At 60.4% G+C, this 15,092-nt stretch carries 13 protein-coding genes; 7 read left to right on the forward strand and 6 right to left on the reverse strand.

What is annotated here, in order from left to right; genetic code table 11:
* Positions 1 to 11: 11 nt before the first annotated feature.
* The 4 genes from ACZM8Y_RS13185 (at position 12) to ACZM8Y_RS13200 (ending at position 7,145) form a co-directional block, all read left to right on the forward strand.
* Positions 12 to 2,360: an endonuclease MutS2 gene (locus ACZM8Y_RS13185; protein ID WP_479858863.1), complete on the forward strand. Its 2,349-nt coding sequence runs from the start codon at positions 12 to 14 to the stop codon at positions 2,358 to 2,360.
* Positions 2,361 to 2,653: 293 nt separating this feature from the next.
* Positions 2,654 to 4,396 carry a DNA primase gene (gene dnaG, locus ACZM8Y_RS13190; protein WP_308770585.1) on the forward strand — a complete coding sequence of 581 codons (1,743 nt, stop codon included), beginning with the start codon at positions 2,654 to 2,656 and terminating at the stop codon, positions 4,394 to 4,396.
* Positions 4,380 to 6,152, forward strand: a complete 1,773-nt coding sequence (gene rpoD, locus ACZM8Y_RS13195) for an RNA polymerase sigma factor RpoD (RefSeq protein ID WP_302551411.1) — start codon at positions 4,380 to 4,382, stop codon at positions 6,150 to 6,152. The genes dnaG and rpoD overlap by 17 nt, the downstream gene beginning before the upstream one ends.
* A gap of 768 nt (positions 6,153 to 6,920) precedes the next feature.
* Positions 6,921 to 7,145 carry a hypothetical protein gene (locus ACZM8Y_RS13200; RefSeq protein WP_489501782.1) on the forward strand — a complete coding sequence of 75 codons (225 nt, stop codon included), beginning with the start codon at positions 6,921 to 6,923 and terminating at the stop codon, positions 7,143 to 7,145.
* 231 nt (positions 7,146 to 7,376) lie between these two features.
* On the opposite strand, the gene fusA is transcribed toward ACZM8Y_RS13200, so the two are convergent.
* The 3 genes from fusA to ACZM8Y_RS13215 are packed head-to-tail and all read right to left on the reverse strand — an operon-like array spanning position 7,377 to position 10,640.
* Positions 7,377 to 9,389, reverse strand: coding sequence for an elongation factor G (fusA, locus tag ACZM8Y_RS13205; protein WP_482333092.1), 2,013 nt, complete (start codon positions 9,387 to 9,389; stop codon positions 7,377 to 7,379).
* Complete coding sequence (locus tag ACZM8Y_RS13210; protein WP_479859250.1) at positions 9,386 to 9,898, reverse strand: DUF1643 domain-containing protein; 513 nt, start codon at positions 9,896 to 9,898, stop codon at positions 9,386 to 9,388. The genes fusA and ACZM8Y_RS13210 overlap by 4 nt, the downstream gene beginning before the upstream one ends.
* A gap of 4 nt (positions 9,899 to 9,902) precedes the next feature.
* The gene (locus ACZM8Y_RS13215; RefSeq protein WP_482333094.1) at positions 9,903 to 10,640 is read right to left on the reverse strand and encodes a hypothetical protein; all 738 of its coding nucleotides are present in this window, start codon (positions 10,638 to 10,640) and stop codon (positions 9,903 to 9,905) included.
* 493 nt (positions 10,641 to 11,133) lie between these two features.
* Here ACZM8Y_RS13215 and ACZM8Y_RS13220 point away from each other — a divergent pair, with 493 nt between their 5' ends.
* A complete protein-coding gene (locus ACZM8Y_RS13220; protein WP_479859249.1) occupies positions 11,134 to 11,319 on the forward strand; it encodes a hypothetical protein in 186 nt (61 codons plus the stop codon).
* Between the two features lie 208 nt (positions 11,320 to 11,527).
* Here ACZM8Y_RS13220 and ACZM8Y_RS13225 read toward each other — a convergent pair whose 3' ends face one another.
* From ACZM8Y_RS13225 to ACZM8Y_RS13235, 3 genes are all read right to left on the reverse strand, one after another.
* Positions 11,528 to 12,679: a hypothetical protein gene (locus ACZM8Y_RS13225; RefSeq protein WP_479859248.1), complete on the reverse strand. Its 1,152-nt coding sequence runs from the start codon at positions 12,677 to 12,679 to the stop codon at positions 11,528 to 11,530.
* A gap of 111 nt (positions 12,680 to 12,790) precedes the next feature.
* The gene (locus ACZM8Y_RS13230) at positions 12,791 to 13,396 is read right to left on the reverse strand and encodes a LysO family transporter (RefSeq protein WP_302551407.1); all 606 of its coding nucleotides are present in this window, start codon (positions 13,394 to 13,396) and stop codon (positions 12,791 to 12,793) included.
* On the reverse strand, positions 13,393 to 13,713 hold the full coding sequence (locus ACZM8Y_RS13235) for a LysO family transporter (protein ID WP_302551406.1): 321 nt from the start codon (positions 13,711 to 13,713) through the stop codon (positions 13,393 to 13,395). The genes ACZM8Y_RS13230 and ACZM8Y_RS13235 overlap by 4 nt, the downstream gene beginning before the upstream one ends.
* A 134-nt stretch (positions 13,714 to 13,847) precedes the next feature.
* Here ACZM8Y_RS13235 and ACZM8Y_RS13240 point away from each other — a divergent pair, with 134 nt between their 5' ends.
* A complete protein-coding gene (locus ACZM8Y_RS13240) occupies positions 13,848 to 14,579 on the forward strand; it encodes a class I SAM-dependent methyltransferase (protein WP_302551405.1) in 732 nt (243 codons plus the stop codon).
* 11 nt (positions 14,580 to 14,590) lie between these two features.
* Positions 14,591 to 15,010: a nickel-responsive transcriptional regulator NikR gene (nikR, locus tag ACZM8Y_RS13245; RefSeq protein ID WP_302551404.1), complete on the forward strand. Its 420-nt coding sequence runs from the start codon at positions 14,591 to 14,593 to the stop codon at positions 15,008 to 15,010.
* Positions 15,011 to 15,092: the final 82 nt, after the last annotated feature.

The raw sequence follows: 15,092 nt of genomic DNA on the forward strand, positions 1-15,092 counted from the left end.
AGTGAGTTTGCATGGATAGCCGTACGATAAAGGCTCTCGAATTCGGCAAGGTGCTGGAGCATCTTGCCGGCTTGTGTGTGTCCGAGGCAGGCCGCAGGGTCAGCCTCGGCCTTTTCCCGTTGCGCGATGTGGACGCCGTCAACGCCGCGCATACCCTGTTCGACGAAGTGCGCACATGGTCTGCGCACAGCGGGTTCCGCCTGTCCGATTTCCCGGATCTTGAGGGGCTTTTCCCCCATCTGGAAAAGGCCGCGGCGTCCCCCTCCTCCGCGCCGCTCGACGCCGACGCGCTGTGGGCGCTCCGCGAAACCCTGCTCCAGGGCCGCAAGGCCGCCCAGTCCATCAATGAAAACGGCGCCATGTGGCCTTCACTGCGGGATCTTGTGGCGTCCATGCCCTTGCCGGAGATGACCCTTTCGGCCCTGTCCCGCTGCCTTGGCGACGACGGGCTCATCAAGGATGAAAGCTCCCCCGAACTGATGTTCGTGCGCGGCGAACTGCGCCGCCTGCACCTCATGTGCCTGCGTAAGGTCAAGGATTTCGCGATCCAGTACAACATCGCCCAGTACCTTCAGGACGATTACATGACGCTGGCCTCGGATCGTTACGTCCTGCCGCTCAAGTCGAATTTCAAGGGCCGCATTCAGGGCATCATCCACGATTACTCCAATACCGGCGAAACCTGCTATTTCGAGCCGCTGTTCCTCGTGGAACAGAACAACCGCCTGCAGGAGCTCAAGCGCGAGGAACGGGAGGAAGAGCGCAAGGTGCTGCGCTACCTTACGGACATCGTGCAGAACGAATTGCCGTTCATCCGTTCGGCGTGGGGGCTGCTGGTCCGGCTGGACGTGGAGCTTGCCAAATGCGGGCTGGCGGCCTTGTTCGACGGAGCGTGCGCCACGATCAGCCCCGACGGGGAAAACGCGCCCTTGTCCCTGCTCGGCGCGCGCCACCCGCTTCTTGCGCTCGATCCGCAGCTCCGCAGGCGGGGCGGCCCGCATCCGGTAGACCTTATTTTCCGGCCTGCGGATCGCGCGCTCGTCATCAGCGGCGGCAACGCGGGCGGCAAGACCGTATGCCTCAAGACGCTCGGCCTGCTGGCGGTCATGACGCTCGCCGGGCTGCCTGTCCCGGCGGCGAAGGGTTCCGTCATCCCGTGGTGGACGTCCATCCACGCGTTCATCGGCGACGAGCAGAGCCTTGACGATCACCTTTCCACGTTTACGGCGCAGATCCGGCATCTCGGCAACGCATGGGAGGCCACGGATCGCCGTACGCTCATCCTGCTCGACGAGTTCGGCGCCGGAACCGATCCCGCGCAGGGTGCGGCGCTGGCTCAGGCCGTGCTTGACGGCCTCCTCGAACGCGGGGCGCATGTGGTGGCCGCAACGCATTTCCCGGCCCTGAAAACCTACGCCCTGACCCGTGAGGGCGTGCGCGCCGCTTCGGTGCTGTTCGATCCGGGCACGAAAAAGCCGCTGTTCCGGCTGGCCTACGATCAGGTCGGCGCGAGCCAGGCGCTGGACGTGGCCCGCGAGCACGGGCTTCCCGAATCGGTGTTGCGCCGTGCGGAACACTATTTGTTGCTGGACGGTCAGGATATGACGGCGGTGATGGATCGCCTGAACGCTTTGGCCGCCAAGCGCGAAGGCGAGCTTGATGCGCTCAAGGCCGAGCAGCAGCGCACCCGTGAAAAACGCAAAGCCGTACAGGAGCGTTTCGAGCGTGAGCGTGAACGCCTCATCAAAGAGGTGCGCGAGCTGTCCGCCAAGGTCATGAAGGACTGGCAGGAAGGCAAGGCCGGGCATAAGCAGGCCCTCAAGGAACTTGCCAAGGTTCGCGCCGAACTGCACGTTTCGCCGGAACAGGAAGAGGCGGCCCCGGTATTCTGCATTGCGGATCTCAAGCCGGGCCAGCATGTGACGCACCGCCCCTGGAACAAGAAGGCCGTGGTGCGCGAAGTCGACGCTCGGCAGAACCGGGTCAAGCTGGATATGAACGGCGTGACCCTGTGGGCCGATGCCGCGATGCTTGGGCCAGCCGATGAGCCGCAGCAATCGGCTAAGCCGAAGTCCGGCGTGTTGGTGCGGACGGCCGCCGGAGGCAATCCCGAAATGTCCCTGCTCCGGCTGGATCTGCGCGGCAAGCGGGCGGATCAGGCCATCAGCGAATTGTCGCAGTACCTCGACCGGGCGCTTTTATCCGGGCGCGAGGGTGTGGAGATCGTCCACGGCCGCGGTACGGGGGCGCTGCGCAAGGAAGTGCACGCGTTCTTGAAGACGTTTCCCGGCATCGCCTCGTTCGCGCTGGCCCCGGAGGATCAGGGGGGTGACGGCGTGACGGTTGTTACTTTCAAGTAATGTAAGGGGAGGCCCGCCTTCCCAAGCGCATTTCTCTCCTGAAAACTTTATAAGGAGAGGAAAGGGTTTGACTGCGGCGGATCCTGCTTTATATGAGAAAGACCGCGGAAACGGCATGAGATTGTTGAGAGTCCCGATCAAGGCGCGTTCCAAGATGCGGGGCGCGGGGAGTCCTTCCCCGGACAAAGCCGGAGGGAGCGGCCTGCCTGACGGAAGGGCCGCGAGCACCGGATAATGAGCTTTACGGGCATCGGCGCCATGTGCCCCTTGCCGCCGGAGGCGTACGGGAGCGTATGGGACGGAACGCAAGAGCCATTCAGGAAATCAAGGCGCGCCTGAATCTGGTGGACATTGCCCGACGGTACGTAGACCTGAAACGCAATGGGCCTCGCTGGGTAGCGCCTTGCCCTTTCCATCAGGAGACCAAGCCCTCGTTTTCCATCAACGAGGAAGAAGGTTTTTTTTACTGTTTCGGTTGTCAGGCTTCCGGCGATTTGTTCGATTTTTACGGGCAGATCAACGGGCTGGACTTCAAGGAAACGCTTGAGCAGCTCGCGGAAGAGGCTGGCGTCACGCTGGAGCGCGGGCCGCAAAAATACGAAGGCCAACCCGCCGGGCAGTCCATGTCCAAGCGGCGGCAGCTGCTGAAAATCCATGAAATCGCGGCGGCGCATTTCATGGAGAACCTCTCAGGCCGGGACGGTGCGGAGTGCCGGGACTATATGGCCCGGAGAGGGATTTCGGAAGAGGTGGCGAAGCTCTTCGGGCTTGGCTGGAGCCGCCGGGATTGGCAGGCGCTCACGGAAGTGCTGCGGCGGGCCGGGTTCAGCGAGTCGATGGGGGTGGAGGCCGCACTGCTCGGCAAGAGCGAGCGGGGCAGGGCCTATGACCGTTTCCGCGGGCGGCTGATGTTCCCCATCCGCAGCCTTTCGGGGAACGTCATCGCGTTTGGCGGGCGCATCATCGCCGACGAGGACGAAGCCAAATACATCAACAGCAGTGATTCGCAGTTGTACAAAAAAGGCGAACACTTGTACGGCCTGCAGCAGGCCCGGCGCGCCATTGCGACGGGAAAGCCCGCCATGTTGACGGAAGGTTACATGGATGTGGTGACGCTGCACCAGTTCGGCTACTCCAGCGCGGTGGGCGTGCTCGGTACGGCGTTCACCCCGGAACAGGTGAAACGGATTTCAGGGTTTACGTCGCATGTGGAGCTGCTTTTCGACGGCGATGGGCCGGGCCGCAAGGCCGCGCTCCGGGCGTGCGAGATGCTGCTGACGCGGGGGCTGTCCTGCAAAGTCGTCCTTTTCCCGGAGGGCGAGGACATCGACAGCCTGCTGCGGACGCAGGGGACGGACATTTTTGAGGATTTGCGCAGGAATGCGCCGGAGGGCATGGCCTTCTGCGTGCGTTGCCTGCGCGATATGGCCCCCCGTGAGGCGGTGGACTGGGCGCGCGAGTTCCTCAGGCAGGTTGAACTGCCCGAACTCGTCAGCCGTTTCGCGTCCACGCTGAGCACCGGCTTGGGGCTGGCGGAAAGCGAGCTGCGCGAGCGGATCGTTGAGAGCCGCGGCGCGCGGGCGCTTCCGCGCAATGCGGGCGGTCAGGAAACCCAGCCGCCCGTGCGGACGAATCCCAGAGACAGGGAAATCATGACCTTCGTGGTCCGGTACCCCTCCTCTCTGCCCCGCCTCCGGGAGCTTGGGGCCCATCTGGTTCTGGGCGCTGCGTGGGCGCGGGATCTTTGGCAAAAACTTGAAGAGTACCCTGTGGATGAAGTGGTGCAGCATCTTGACCCCAGGGAAAAGCGTTTCTGGATCCGGTGCCGCACCGGGGACGTGCCCCCTCTCGACAACGAAGAGGGTGAATTCGGCGCAATCCGCACCATGCTTGATACGTTGCATTTGACCGCGCAATCGGCCTCGGTTTCGGCCGCATTGCGTCAGGGAGCCGGCGCAGGCAATTTTGAGGCCGATTTGGAATATTTGCGCGCCCTTCAGGAAACGTTGGAGAGGACTCATGGGGAACAACATTAAAGATATCCAGCAGATCAAGAGCCTCATCGCCAAAGGCAAAGAGATGGGCTTCCTCACGTTCGAGGAAGTGAACAAGGCTGTCCCGCTGGAAATGAATACGCCGGAGCAGTTCGAGGAGATCATCGGGATCTTCGATCAGCTCGAAATCGCCATTGTGGATCTGGAAAAGGACGGCAAGAAAATCCCCGTCACCTCGGCGGAGACGGACGGAGAGCAGTCCGAAGAACGCCTTGAGCTGGTGGACAGCGAAGACGCCGCCGACTTTTCCTCCCGCAGCACTGACCCCGTCCGCATGTACCTGCGCGAAATGGGGGCGGTGCCGCTGCTCGATCGTGACGGTGAAGTAACCATCGCCAAAAAGATCGAGCAAGGGGAGCAGGATGTGCTGTACGCCCTCGTGGAAGTGCCGGTCGCGGTGGAAGAGCTCATCAACGTGGGCGAAGACCTCAAGCTCAACCGCATCAAGCTGAAGGATGTGGTCAAGACCATTGAGGAAGACGATCCCACCGAAGACGAGATGAACCAGCGTACCCGCGTCATCCTGCTGCTGGAGGAAATCCGCCAGACGTTCAAGAAAAAACGCAAAATCTACGCCAAGCTGGACGAATGCTGTACGCTGGAGCGCCGCGTTACCGCTATTCAGAAGGAAATCATGGCGTTCAAGGAAGAGATCGTCACGCGCCTGCGCGACATCAAGCTGGAAAAGACGCTCATCGACCGGATCATCGAGACGGTGGAAGACTATGTCCGCCAGATGCGCAACTGCCAGCGCGATCTGTCGGCCTACCTCCTGTCCACCGGCAAGAATCAGGAAGAAATCAAGGAACTGTTCCGCAAGCTCGATTCCCGCGACATCAGCCCCGTGCTCGCCGCCAAGGAATTGAACATGAGCGTGGACGAGCTGTTCTCCTACAAGGAAATGATCCTTGGGAAGATCGAAATCCTCCAGCGCCTTCAGGAAAAATGCTGCCACAATGTGGGCGATCTTGAAGAAGTGCTCTGGCGCATCAAGCGCGGCAACAACGCCGCCATGCGCGCCAAGCAGGAGCTCATCCGCTCGAACCTGCGCCTTGTGGTCAGCATCGCCAAGAAGTACACGAACCGCGGCCTGCAATTCCTCGACCTGATTCAGGAAGGCAACATCGGCCTGATGAAGGCCGTGGACAAGTTCGAGTACCAGCGCGGCTACAAGTTCTCGACCTATGCCACGTGGTGGATCCGTCAGGCCATCACCCGCGCCATTGCGGATCAGGCCCGCACCATCCGCATCCCGGTGCATATGATCGAGACGATCAACAAGCTCATCCGAACCTCCCGCTACCTCGTTCAGGAACTCGGACGCGACCCGACTCCCGAAGAAATCGCGGATCGCATGGAATATCCTGTGGATAAGGTCAAGAAGGTGCTCAAGATCGCCAAGGAGCCCATCTCCCTCGAAACCCCCATCGGCGACGAGGAAGATTCGAGCCTTGGGGACTTCATCGAGGACAAGAAGGCCGTCGCGCCCGCCGAGGAGGTGGTCAACACCAAGCTCTCCGAGCAGATCGCGTCCGTGCTGGCGGATCTGACGCCGCGTGAGGAGCAGGTGCTCCGCAAGCGCTTCGGCATCGGGGAAAAGTCCGACCATACCCTTGAAGAAGTGGGCAAGCTGTTCAACGTAACCCGTGAGCGTATCCGCCAGATCGAAGCCAAGGCGCTCCGCAAGCTCCGCCATCCCGTGCGCAGTCAGGTTCTGCGGTCGTTCTACGACAGTTGATAAAAAACGGGGATGGGGCCCTGCAAAAAAAGGTTCCCATCCCCGGATGTTTCCTTTCCCTTCTTGAGCCTTGTCAGGGAAAGAGGAAAAGCCTCCCGGCGAATAACACCGGGAGGCTTTTTGTGTGGCGGAAGGCCACTGCGGAGCGGCACCGCCGATTCCATCAATACGGCGTTTTAATGTGGGCATAATGCTGGGTAATTGCTGGAACTCCTGAATGACGGCGGCATACTTGTTTCGTAAGTCTCGGAGGGCTCCGGGCGCTTTCACAGTTTTTGGGGCCAATTCGGGCTCAGCTATGAAAAGCGCCAAAAACGCCTTGCCCGGTTCCATCCATTACTGTTGGGCATCAATTTGGGGGCGTTCCTTATACCTAACCTGCCGTAGCGCATTATGCTGCGTAGCATGAGCGCCTTTTTCGCGGTTATGTTCCGGCATTATGGATGGCTCTGTTATAGCATGTGGTCGTTTCATCTCCACAGCACAGTGAAAATACAGCCTTTTCCTTCAGTTTTCCCCTTGGCGGGAGCCACGGCTAAGGCGTTTTGCCGGTTATCCCTTTGGAGCCTCAAGGAAAAAAGCATCAACTATTTTCTATAACACAGCCTATTCCTTTGGAACTTCAAGAAAAAAGGCATCAACCATTTTCTAGGTTGTGCCGCCAATTAGATATGAACTATTGAAATTATTTAATTATTTTAAAAGCTATAAAAAGATTGTTTTAAATGATTTCAATTAGTTATATGAAAAAAATGACGGCACGGCCTTATGGATAAAATGGACTTTGCGAAGCCGCTTGGTGCTATGTTGAAAGAAAGACGTATGCTGAAAGACGCAAGGCATGTGGCCTTTCTTTCCCATATGGCGCTGTCCATGAAAGTCAGGGCGTTCCCTATGCTCCAATACTTTGAGGCGGGCACAATAAGAGCCGATTTTGTCCAGGTTGTACACGCTCGCCCCTATGCTGGCTCTCTGGGGTATGGATTTGATTAAGGCGTTGCCGGAGGAACTGAACGATGTGCAACGCAGCGGGCCAGCGATGATTCCGTGAGGTCACAAACTGTTTCTTGTCGTCAACAACGGAAGGGTATGGGCCTGTTGGGGGCCATATGGCGGAATGCGGCAAACGTCCCGTGAGCGGGCGTATCAAGATGCCTGAGTTGTGGACAGTTGCTTTTGCACAAAAAAGAGGCCCGCTGGGGGCCTCTTGGAAACTGTTTGCCCTTAAATGACGTCGAAGCGTTCAAACCGCATCATCAGCCCGGCCCGGCCTTGCGTTGCCGAGCGGAGGTCTGTGGAGAAGCCGAAGAGCTTGCTGAGGGGGGCAAGGCCCTGCACGAGCTTGAGGCCCGCGTGGTCGAGGATGTTTTCAACTTTCCCGCCGCGCGTCCCGAACAGGCTGATGGCGGGGCCGAGGTTGGCTTCCGGCGCGGAGATTTCCACAAACATAAGCGGTTCCAGCGTCGTGACCTGCGCGGCTTCAAGGGCCGAGCGCAAAGCGATGCCTGCGGCCATATGGTAGCCCGCGGCCGTGGAGCCGTCACGCCGGGGCATGGCGGTGATTTCGACGTCCGCGTCCTGAATGGGATAGCCGGTAGCGGGATCGGACTGGAGCGCGTTTTCCACGCCCTGCCTGACCGCATCGACGAAGGCGGCGGGCAGGGTGGCCGTATCGATGGCGAACCGGATCTGGTTGCCCGAACCGCGTTCACGCGGGGCGATGGACAGGGCGACTTCGCCGATGTGCGTTTCCTTGCCGAGCTCACGGTCAAACGTGCCGGCCGCGGATGCCGTGCGCTTCGGCGTTTCGCGGCGGATGACCTGAGGCTGGCCCACGCGGGGCGCGATGCCGTATTCGCGGCGTATGCGCTCAAGGATCACGTCAAGGTGGAGCTCGCCCATGCCGGACACGATGCGGTGCCCTGAGCCTTCGTCGATGGAGACGGTCAGGGTCGGATCTTCAAGGGAGAAGCGGTCAAGGGCTTCGTCGAGGGTTTTGCCTTCGTCGGCGTTGCGGGGCTCGATGGCGAGGGAGATGACGGGCTGGTAGGCTTCGATGGACTCCAGCAGCAGTTTGGAGCCGGGAGCGCCGATGGTGTCGCCGGTGCGCGCCGAGCGCAGCCCGATGGTCGCCACGATGTCCCCGGCTTTGGCGGCGTCCACCTGCTCACGGCGATCGGCATGGAGCCGGTAGAGCCGCGAGATGCGTTCGTCGGCGCGCTGGGTGACGTTGCGGCAGGGATCGCCTTCCTTCAATGTCCCGGCATACAGGCGGACAAGGGCCAGCTTGCGCCCCCCATCCATCATGACCTTGAACACCAGCCCGGTGAAGGGCAGGGCGGGATCGCAGGGGATGGCGGCGTCGGTTCCGTCTTCGGGGTTGTGGGCCGTGACGGGCGGCAGATCGGAAGGGGCGGGCAGGTAGGCGATTACGGCGTCGAGAAGCGGCTGGACGCCGGTGTTTTTGAGCGCCGAACCGCTGAGGACGGGCGTCACGCGGCGGGCCAGCGTAGCCCGGCGGATGGCGCCGTGGATGTCCGCTTCCGTGTATTCGCCGCCGAGATACTGTTCAAGGAACGCGTCGTCGTTTTCGGCCAGCCGTTCCAGCATCTGTTCGCGCCACGGGGCGGCGAGTTCGGCATCCGCTTCGTTGAGGGGCGAACGGGCCCATGTCTGCCCTTGATCGGACTCGTCAAAATCAAGCCGTTCCAACGTCACGAGATCAATGACGCCCTGAAACGTCTCCGCCGCGCCCACGGGGATGACGACGGGCAGCGGGTTCGCACCGAGCCGGGCCTGCATGGACTTGAGCACGGCGGAAAAGTCCGCGCCGATCCGATCCATCTTGTTGACGAAGGCGAGCTTCGGCACGCCGAAATGTTCCGACTGCCGCCAGACCGTTTCCGATTGCGGCTCAACGCCGCCCACGGCGCAGAAGACGCCGACCGCGCCGTCGAGTACGCGGAGGGAGCGTTCCACTTCGATGGTAAAGTCAACGTGGCCGGGCGTGTCGATGATGTTGACGGTGGTTCCGTTCCATTCGCAGGTCGTGCAGGCCGAGGTGATGGTGATGCCCCGCTCCTGCTCTTCGGGCAGGTAGTCCATGGTGGCCGTGCCGTCGTGAACCTCGCCCATGCGGTGGATTTTGCGGGTATAGAACAGCATCCTCTCGGAGAGGGTGGTTTTCCCCGCGTCGATATGCGCGATGACGCCGATGTTGCGCACAGCCTGTGTCATGGAAAGCTCCTCGTTGAAATAGGAATTAGGAAATGGCTGTAGGAAGCACGGGATGGGTGCCGTTCACCCTTAAAAAGGGGCTTGCTGGGAAAATTGTCAAGCATGGCCCAAATCATGTTTTTCCGCTCCATGTAGTTCTTAGAACGTCCCCATGCGAGAAGAACCATATCCGCATTGCTAATAGCCTTTTGAATAATTTGATCATTTAACGGGCCAACAGCTTTTTCTCCACCATGAAAATCATGTTTTTGAACCAAAGCATAGAGGTTGACGACCGTTATTATTCCTATTGGGCCTATTTCTGGGGGGCATTTTTCAAAAAAAAGAGTTTCGAGAAATTGGATACTCTTATCGGAAACGTGTTCATCGGCATCACTCGGGTTTTGCATAATAACACAGAGTTTTTTTCCTGTACTGTCAGCTGTGATTTCCAGAAGATAACGAAACAAGCGATCTTCTGAAAAGCAGGCTTTACAGGAAACTCCGGGTCTATGACGAAAAACCGGCATGATTTTACTCCTGTTTTTCTAACGTACAGCTCAGTTCCAACCGCTCATTCATGAAAAAGTCCGGCGTCAAATCCGTGTGCAGCCAGCAACCCTCCAATCCCGTTCCGAGGGCCAGCGGCGTGCCTTCCCCGATGATTATCTGACCGGCATAAACGGCGTCGGCTCCGTCATCGGCGGGCAGGGCGTCCGGGTGGGCCCACAGAACCGCCGCATTGGGCAGGGCGGCGCGTTCGATGCGCGGGGCGTGGTCGTTCCAGACGGGGCAGGGGGATTCTGGGAGAGGGGCTTTGCCGAAGCGCAGGATGCGCCCCCGTCCCGGAAGTTCGCGCAGGAGCGGGGCCGGATCGCGCATGGCAAAGACCTGTTCCACGCCGGTGAGCTCCAGCGCGGCGAACAGGCCGGAGGGTGCCGTTTCCATGCCCGTCCAGACGGCGAAAACCGGCTCCACGCCAGCCAGACGCGCGGGCATGATCGCCGCCGCAAGGCGCACCGCCGAAGCGTAGCCTTCGCCTATGAGGAGCACGGCCCACGGCGCCGTTTCCCGTGTACGGGTGAAGCCGAACCCGGCTGCGGCGTTTTCGGACGTTATGGTCAGGCGGGAGGGCGGGGCTGGATACGTCGCCTCAGCCAACGCGAGCGTCGTCTTGATCCAGCTCCGGTGCTCAGCGGATGTTTCTTCATAGGCTTCGGCAAGCCGCTCGTCGGGTACGCGGCAGGCTTCTATCTCAGGTGAAAAAGGCATGGCTTTCTCCTTAGCGCGGATTGGCTTTGAAAGGGACTGGAGGCGTTGGAGAGGCTTTGGGGGAGGAGGGAGCTTCAAGCCTGTCGGCGCGGCCCTGCCCGTCCCCGTTCCATGGGCGTTCGCACTTGCCGAATCCCTGTTCCCGGCCTCTAGGTGCAGGTTGCCTTTAGGGAGGCATTTTTCACAGGTACAATGTCCCAAACCTCTCCGGCAGCATTCTTTTCTCAAAACGAACCGGGTTGTTCAAGCGTTATTCGCGGGATCTGCCGGAATAAGCGGCGGATATGGCAGCTTTTGAAATCCCGGATAAGGAACCAGTAACATGGTTCACCCACGGAGGCCGCCAATAAAATATGTATGGAACTGCAAACTGTTCGTTCTATCGTATGGCCAGCCTCTTTTGGGGCAGGGCCTGCCCGCTTCCTTACTTGTCTTGAAATCATGTTTCTTTTCAAGATATTCCAAGCGGGCGGACAAAAAAAGAGGGACGTGCATGTCCCTCCATTCATACGTCGGCATTTCTTCCCTGCACCCCTGCGCCTTGGGAGGGAATGCCGACAACAGCGAAAAACGCAGCCTGTCTAGAGTGGCCCCACACCTTGGGGGAAAGGCTGTACGGGTACTGCGAAATTGGCAGGTTGAGGATGCGGCCCTACACCTTGAGGGGAAAGGCATTTAAGGCAGGGCCTGCGGCCTTTATAGGCTGTTCCCACGCCTTTGGGGGAAAGGGGAGGCGCGGGGAAACCCTAGGCTGTGTCGCCAACTGGATATAATATATTTAAATTATTAAATTATTTTTAATATATAAAAAAATTTTAATAATTTTAAATAGTTATATGTAACATGACGACACCGCCTAGGGGTTCCCCGCCCGAACCGTTGTTGAATCAATTCTGTACCAGAGCGGCGGGAAGCGTTCCCAACTGCTGACGCATATACAGTTTCATGAGCTCGGCGATGGCGTCGTCGCGCTTGAGCGTGCCGGGGTATGCGCCGTTGTCGAGCACGGAACGGAAAGCCTTTTCGTCCAGCGGGTCGTCGTTCTGTTTGGCGAGATGGGCGCCAAAGCTGGAAAGCTGCGCGCGCAGTTCCGTGTCGCCCATCGCCTTGAGCCCGGCATACCTGGCGGCGATGGCATCGGAAGAGGGCAGCCGGGGCGATTCCATCACCTGACGCAGGCAGGCTGTGAACCGTTTCAGGCCCGCCGTGATATGGGAGGCTTTCACCACGTTGGAGCCCTTCCAGCCCGCCTTTGCCCATTTGAAGATGGCGATGTCCACCTTGCCGCTGCCGGGCGCGCTTTCCATGAAGACGGATACGCTGGCGGAGCCGTAAAGGTAGGTTTCCGCCCAGCCGAGCATGGCCAGGTTGGTTCCTTTTTCCGGGGTGTACACATACGTCCAGTCCTTGTCGTTGCCGACAATGGCCCCCCGCAGGCCCACGGAAGACTGGCCGGGCATCACGGATACGGATATGAGCGCCGTGCGGCCCTTGTAATCGGCGAGCACGAACAGTCGGTTCAGCTTGTAGGAATAGTAGCAGCCGCTGGAGGTGTCGGGCGTCGTTTCCTCATATTCCACGCCTCTGGTCACGATGGGGGCGGCGGGGGGATAGGCCGCGCCGATGAGGGCGGCGCTGTCCTTCAGGATGGGGCTGCCGGGCATCCACGCGTTGCGGCGCACGACGGAGGGGTAAATGGCCTCGCCGGGGATGGAGGGATCGAGCATGTACCCGACAAGTTTGCGGAGCGGGAGGTTGAGCGTTTCCTTGAGATACGCGCCGGAACCCTGCGGGCGGGATTCCGGGCGGACCTTGTTGGGCGCCTGCGTGTTGGTGGCGACGAAATCAAGGACGGTGTTGACTGCCGCGGCGTCGGGGTTGGCTTTGCCCTGTGGGGCGTCGGCAAGCAGGGCGGACAGCGCGGTTTCGAGGGCGGGGGGAAGCGTCCCGTTTTTTTGCTTCTCGGCCTGCGCGGGCAGTGCCGTGAGGAGCGCCAAGCAGAAACAGATCAAAAGGCGTTTGAAGATGGATAGGGGCATGATGCTCTCTGGCTGTATTGAGGTTGTGAAAGGGTATGATTGGAGCCGCGTAAAGGTAAGCAAGTCTCCCTGATGCGTCAACGGGCTGATTTCTTTTTGGGTTTGACTGCGTTACAGCCATGCGAAAATGGATGTCACGAAGATGGGGACGGCAATGGTCAGCACCATGCCTGAGAAGATCCCAAGGATGGTGTTCCGCTCGCCCGACGTGCGGATGATGGCGGGCAGGCAGGTATCGCTGGCGGCCCCGGCGGCGGAAAGCGGCCCAAGGCCGCCGAAGACGCGGGCGAGCAGGGGGGCGAACAGCAGGGTGACGAGTTCCCTGACCATATTGGAAATAAGCGCCATCGAACCGAGGCTGACGTCGGCGAGCTGGTTGATGAGCATGCTCGACAGGCTGTAGTAGCCGAACCCGGCGGCCACGGCCATCACATCCCGGAAGCTCATGTCCAGCATGGCCCATGCCGCCACGCCGCCGAGGAACGTCCCGACGATGATCATCAGGGGCACGAGCACGACCCAGCCCTTGAGATCCCGCAGGATGCGCCATGCCCGCGAATCGAAGCCGAGGCTCATGCCCACGGCGGCGAGCATGGCGTATACGGCGAGGTTGCTGGCCTCGTGGACAAGGCCGAGCCATCCGGCGGGCAGGAGGTCGAGCCTGCCCCCAAGCACGCCGACGCTGAAAAAGAACAGGACGATGATGGATTCCTTCATTGCGCCGCCCCTTCGTCCTTTGCGGCGCGGGAAACGGCGTAGTGCCCCACATGGCGGTTCATGACCGGCTCAAGGAGGCGGGCACCGATGAGGCTCCCCGCCACGCAGCACAGGCTGATGAAGATGCCCCGTGCGCCGATGGTGTCCATCTGCGACATGAGGCTGTCGTCGGCGCCGAGGGCGAGGCCGAGCAGGAGCAGGAGGATGCGGACGGACCATGTGAGCACCTGATCGGTGATCTTGATGGCGAGCGGCTTCCTGCGGAGCAGGAAACCCACGGGAACCCCAAGGACAAGACAACCCATTTCCACGATCATGAGGCGATTTCTCCTTTATCACTATGGAAAAGCTGATTATCATACCTGACGCACCGTTGAGGGTCAATAATGCCTGCGGGGGATCGGCACCCTTTCGTTGACCCTTTCCGCCGCCGCCTGTATAGGTCATACGCATGACTTATGATGCCGTGCCGAACCTTTCGGCCCGGCAGGGACGGGAAACGGTGAACGAATCTCAGGATACGCCCCTTTCAGAGGGGGGCTGGCAGCCTTTTTTGACGGTGAACGCCTGCGGGCGGGATTGGACGCTGGAACGCGCCGCCGACATGGAAGCCCTGTGGGAGGCCATGACCGAATTTACGGAAGACGAGCGCCTTCCCTACTGGACGGAGCTGTGGCCTTCCAGCCTTGTGCTTGCCGATTGGCTGTACCAGCGGCGCGAGAGCCTGCGGGGGCAGCCCTGCCTTGATCTCGGATGCGGGATCGGCCTGACGGCATTGGTGGGGCAATGGCTCGGCGCGGACGTCATCGGCATGGACTATGAGCCGGAAGCCCTGCGTTTCGCGCGGCGCAACGCGGAGCACAACGCCGTGCCCCAGCCGCTCTGGACGGTCATGGACTGGCGCAGGCCCGCTGTGAAGCGCCGGAGCCTGCGGTTCATCTGGGGCGGGGACATCATGTATGAGCAGCGTTTTGCCGCGCCCGTGCTGGATTTTCTGGAGTATGCGCTTGCGGAGGGCGGCGCGGCGTGGGTCGCCGAGCCCAGCCGGGCCGTGTACGATACTTTCCGTTCCATGCTCGTCAACCGCCGTTGGGCGGGGCGCTGCGTCTGGGAAAAGGACATAGAGGCCCTGTATCCGCAGGAGCGGCCCGTTCCCGTGCGGATCTGGGAAATTCACCGATAGAGGGTGCGACAATGGGAGAAACGGTTCGTTTCGGCGTTTCGTTGGATAGCGATCTGCTGGAGAAATTTGATGCCCTGTGCGAACGGCAGGCTTGCCCAAGCCGTTCCGAGGCGCTGCGCGACATCATCCGGGATGCGCTGGTGCAGGATTCGCTGCATTCCGAGACTGCGGAAGCGGCGGGCGTGTTGAGCCTGATTTATGATCACCATGTCCGGGATTTGTCCCGCAAGCTGACGGAACGGCAGCACGACGCGCACAAGCTCATCGTGACGACGCTCCATGTACATCTGGATCATCACAACTGCTTGGAAATTTTGGTGCTCAAAGGCAAGGCCGGGGAACTCCGCGAGCTTGCCGATCAGCTCCGCGCCATCCGCGGCGTCAGCCACGGGACGTTTTCGATCACCGCCATCGGTGCCGATTTGCCGTAGCATGATGTATCGGGGGAAGGGGAGGGAACCCTTCTGGAGAAGGGCTTCCCTCCCCTTCCCCCGAACCCCCATCCCCTCCCTC

It is taken from the genome of Bilophila sp. (assembly GCF_057864385.1).

Excerpts from the sequence above, each read along its gene's own strand:
- ACZM8Y_RS13235 (WP_302551406.1), bottom strand. The coding sequence starts at position 13,713 with ATGATCGTGGAAATGGGTTGTCTTGTCCTTGGGGTTCCCGTGGGTTTC.
- fusA (WP_482333092.1), bottom strand. The coding sequence starts at position 9,389 with ATGACACAGGCTGTGCGCAACATCGGCGTCATCGCGCATATCGACGCG.
- ACZM8Y_RS13230 (WP_302551407.1), bottom strand. The coding sequence starts at position 13,396 with ATGAAGGAATCCATCATCGTCCTGTTCTTTTTCAGCGTCGGCGTGCTT.
- dnaG (WP_308770585.1), top strand. The coding sequence starts at position 2,654 with ATGGGACGGAACGCAAGAGCCATTCAGGAAATCAAGGCGCGCCTGAAT.
- ACZM8Y_RS13240 (WP_302551405.1), top strand. The coding sequence starts at position 13,848 with ATGACTTATGATGCCGTGCCGAACCTTTCGGCCCGGCAGGGACGGGAA.
- ACZM8Y_RS13215 (WP_482333094.1), bottom strand. The coding sequence starts at position 10,640 with ATGCCTTTTTCACCTGAGATAGAAGCCTGCCGCGTACCCGACGAGCGG.
- ACZM8Y_RS13185 (WP_479858863.1), top strand. The coding sequence starts at position 12 with ATGGATAGCCGTACGATAAAGGCTCTCGAATTCGGCAAGGTGCTGGAG.
- ACZM8Y_RS13210 (WP_479859250.1), bottom strand. The coding sequence starts at position 9,898 with ATGCCGGTTTTTCGTCATAGACCCGGAGTTTCCTGTAAAGCCTGCTTT.
- ACZM8Y_RS13200 (WP_489501782.1), top strand. The coding sequence starts at position 6,921 with ATGGATAAAATGGACTTTGCGAAGCCGCTTGGTGCTATGTTGAAAGAA.
- rpoD (WP_302551411.1), top strand. The coding sequence starts at position 4,380 with ATGGGGAACAACATTAAAGATATCCAGCAGATCAAGAGCCTCATCGCC.
- ACZM8Y_RS13225 (WP_479859248.1), bottom strand. The coding sequence starts at position 12,679 with ATGCCCCTATCCATCTTCAAACGCCTTTTGATCTGTTTCTGCTTGGCG.
- nikR (WP_302551404.1), top strand. The coding sequence starts at position 14,591 with ATGGGAGAAACGGTTCGTTTCGGCGTTTCGTTGGATAGCGATCTGCTG.
- ACZM8Y_RS13220 (WP_479859249.1), top strand. The coding sequence starts at position 11,134 with ATGTCCCTCCATTCATACGTCGGCATTTCTTCCCTGCACCCCTGCGCC.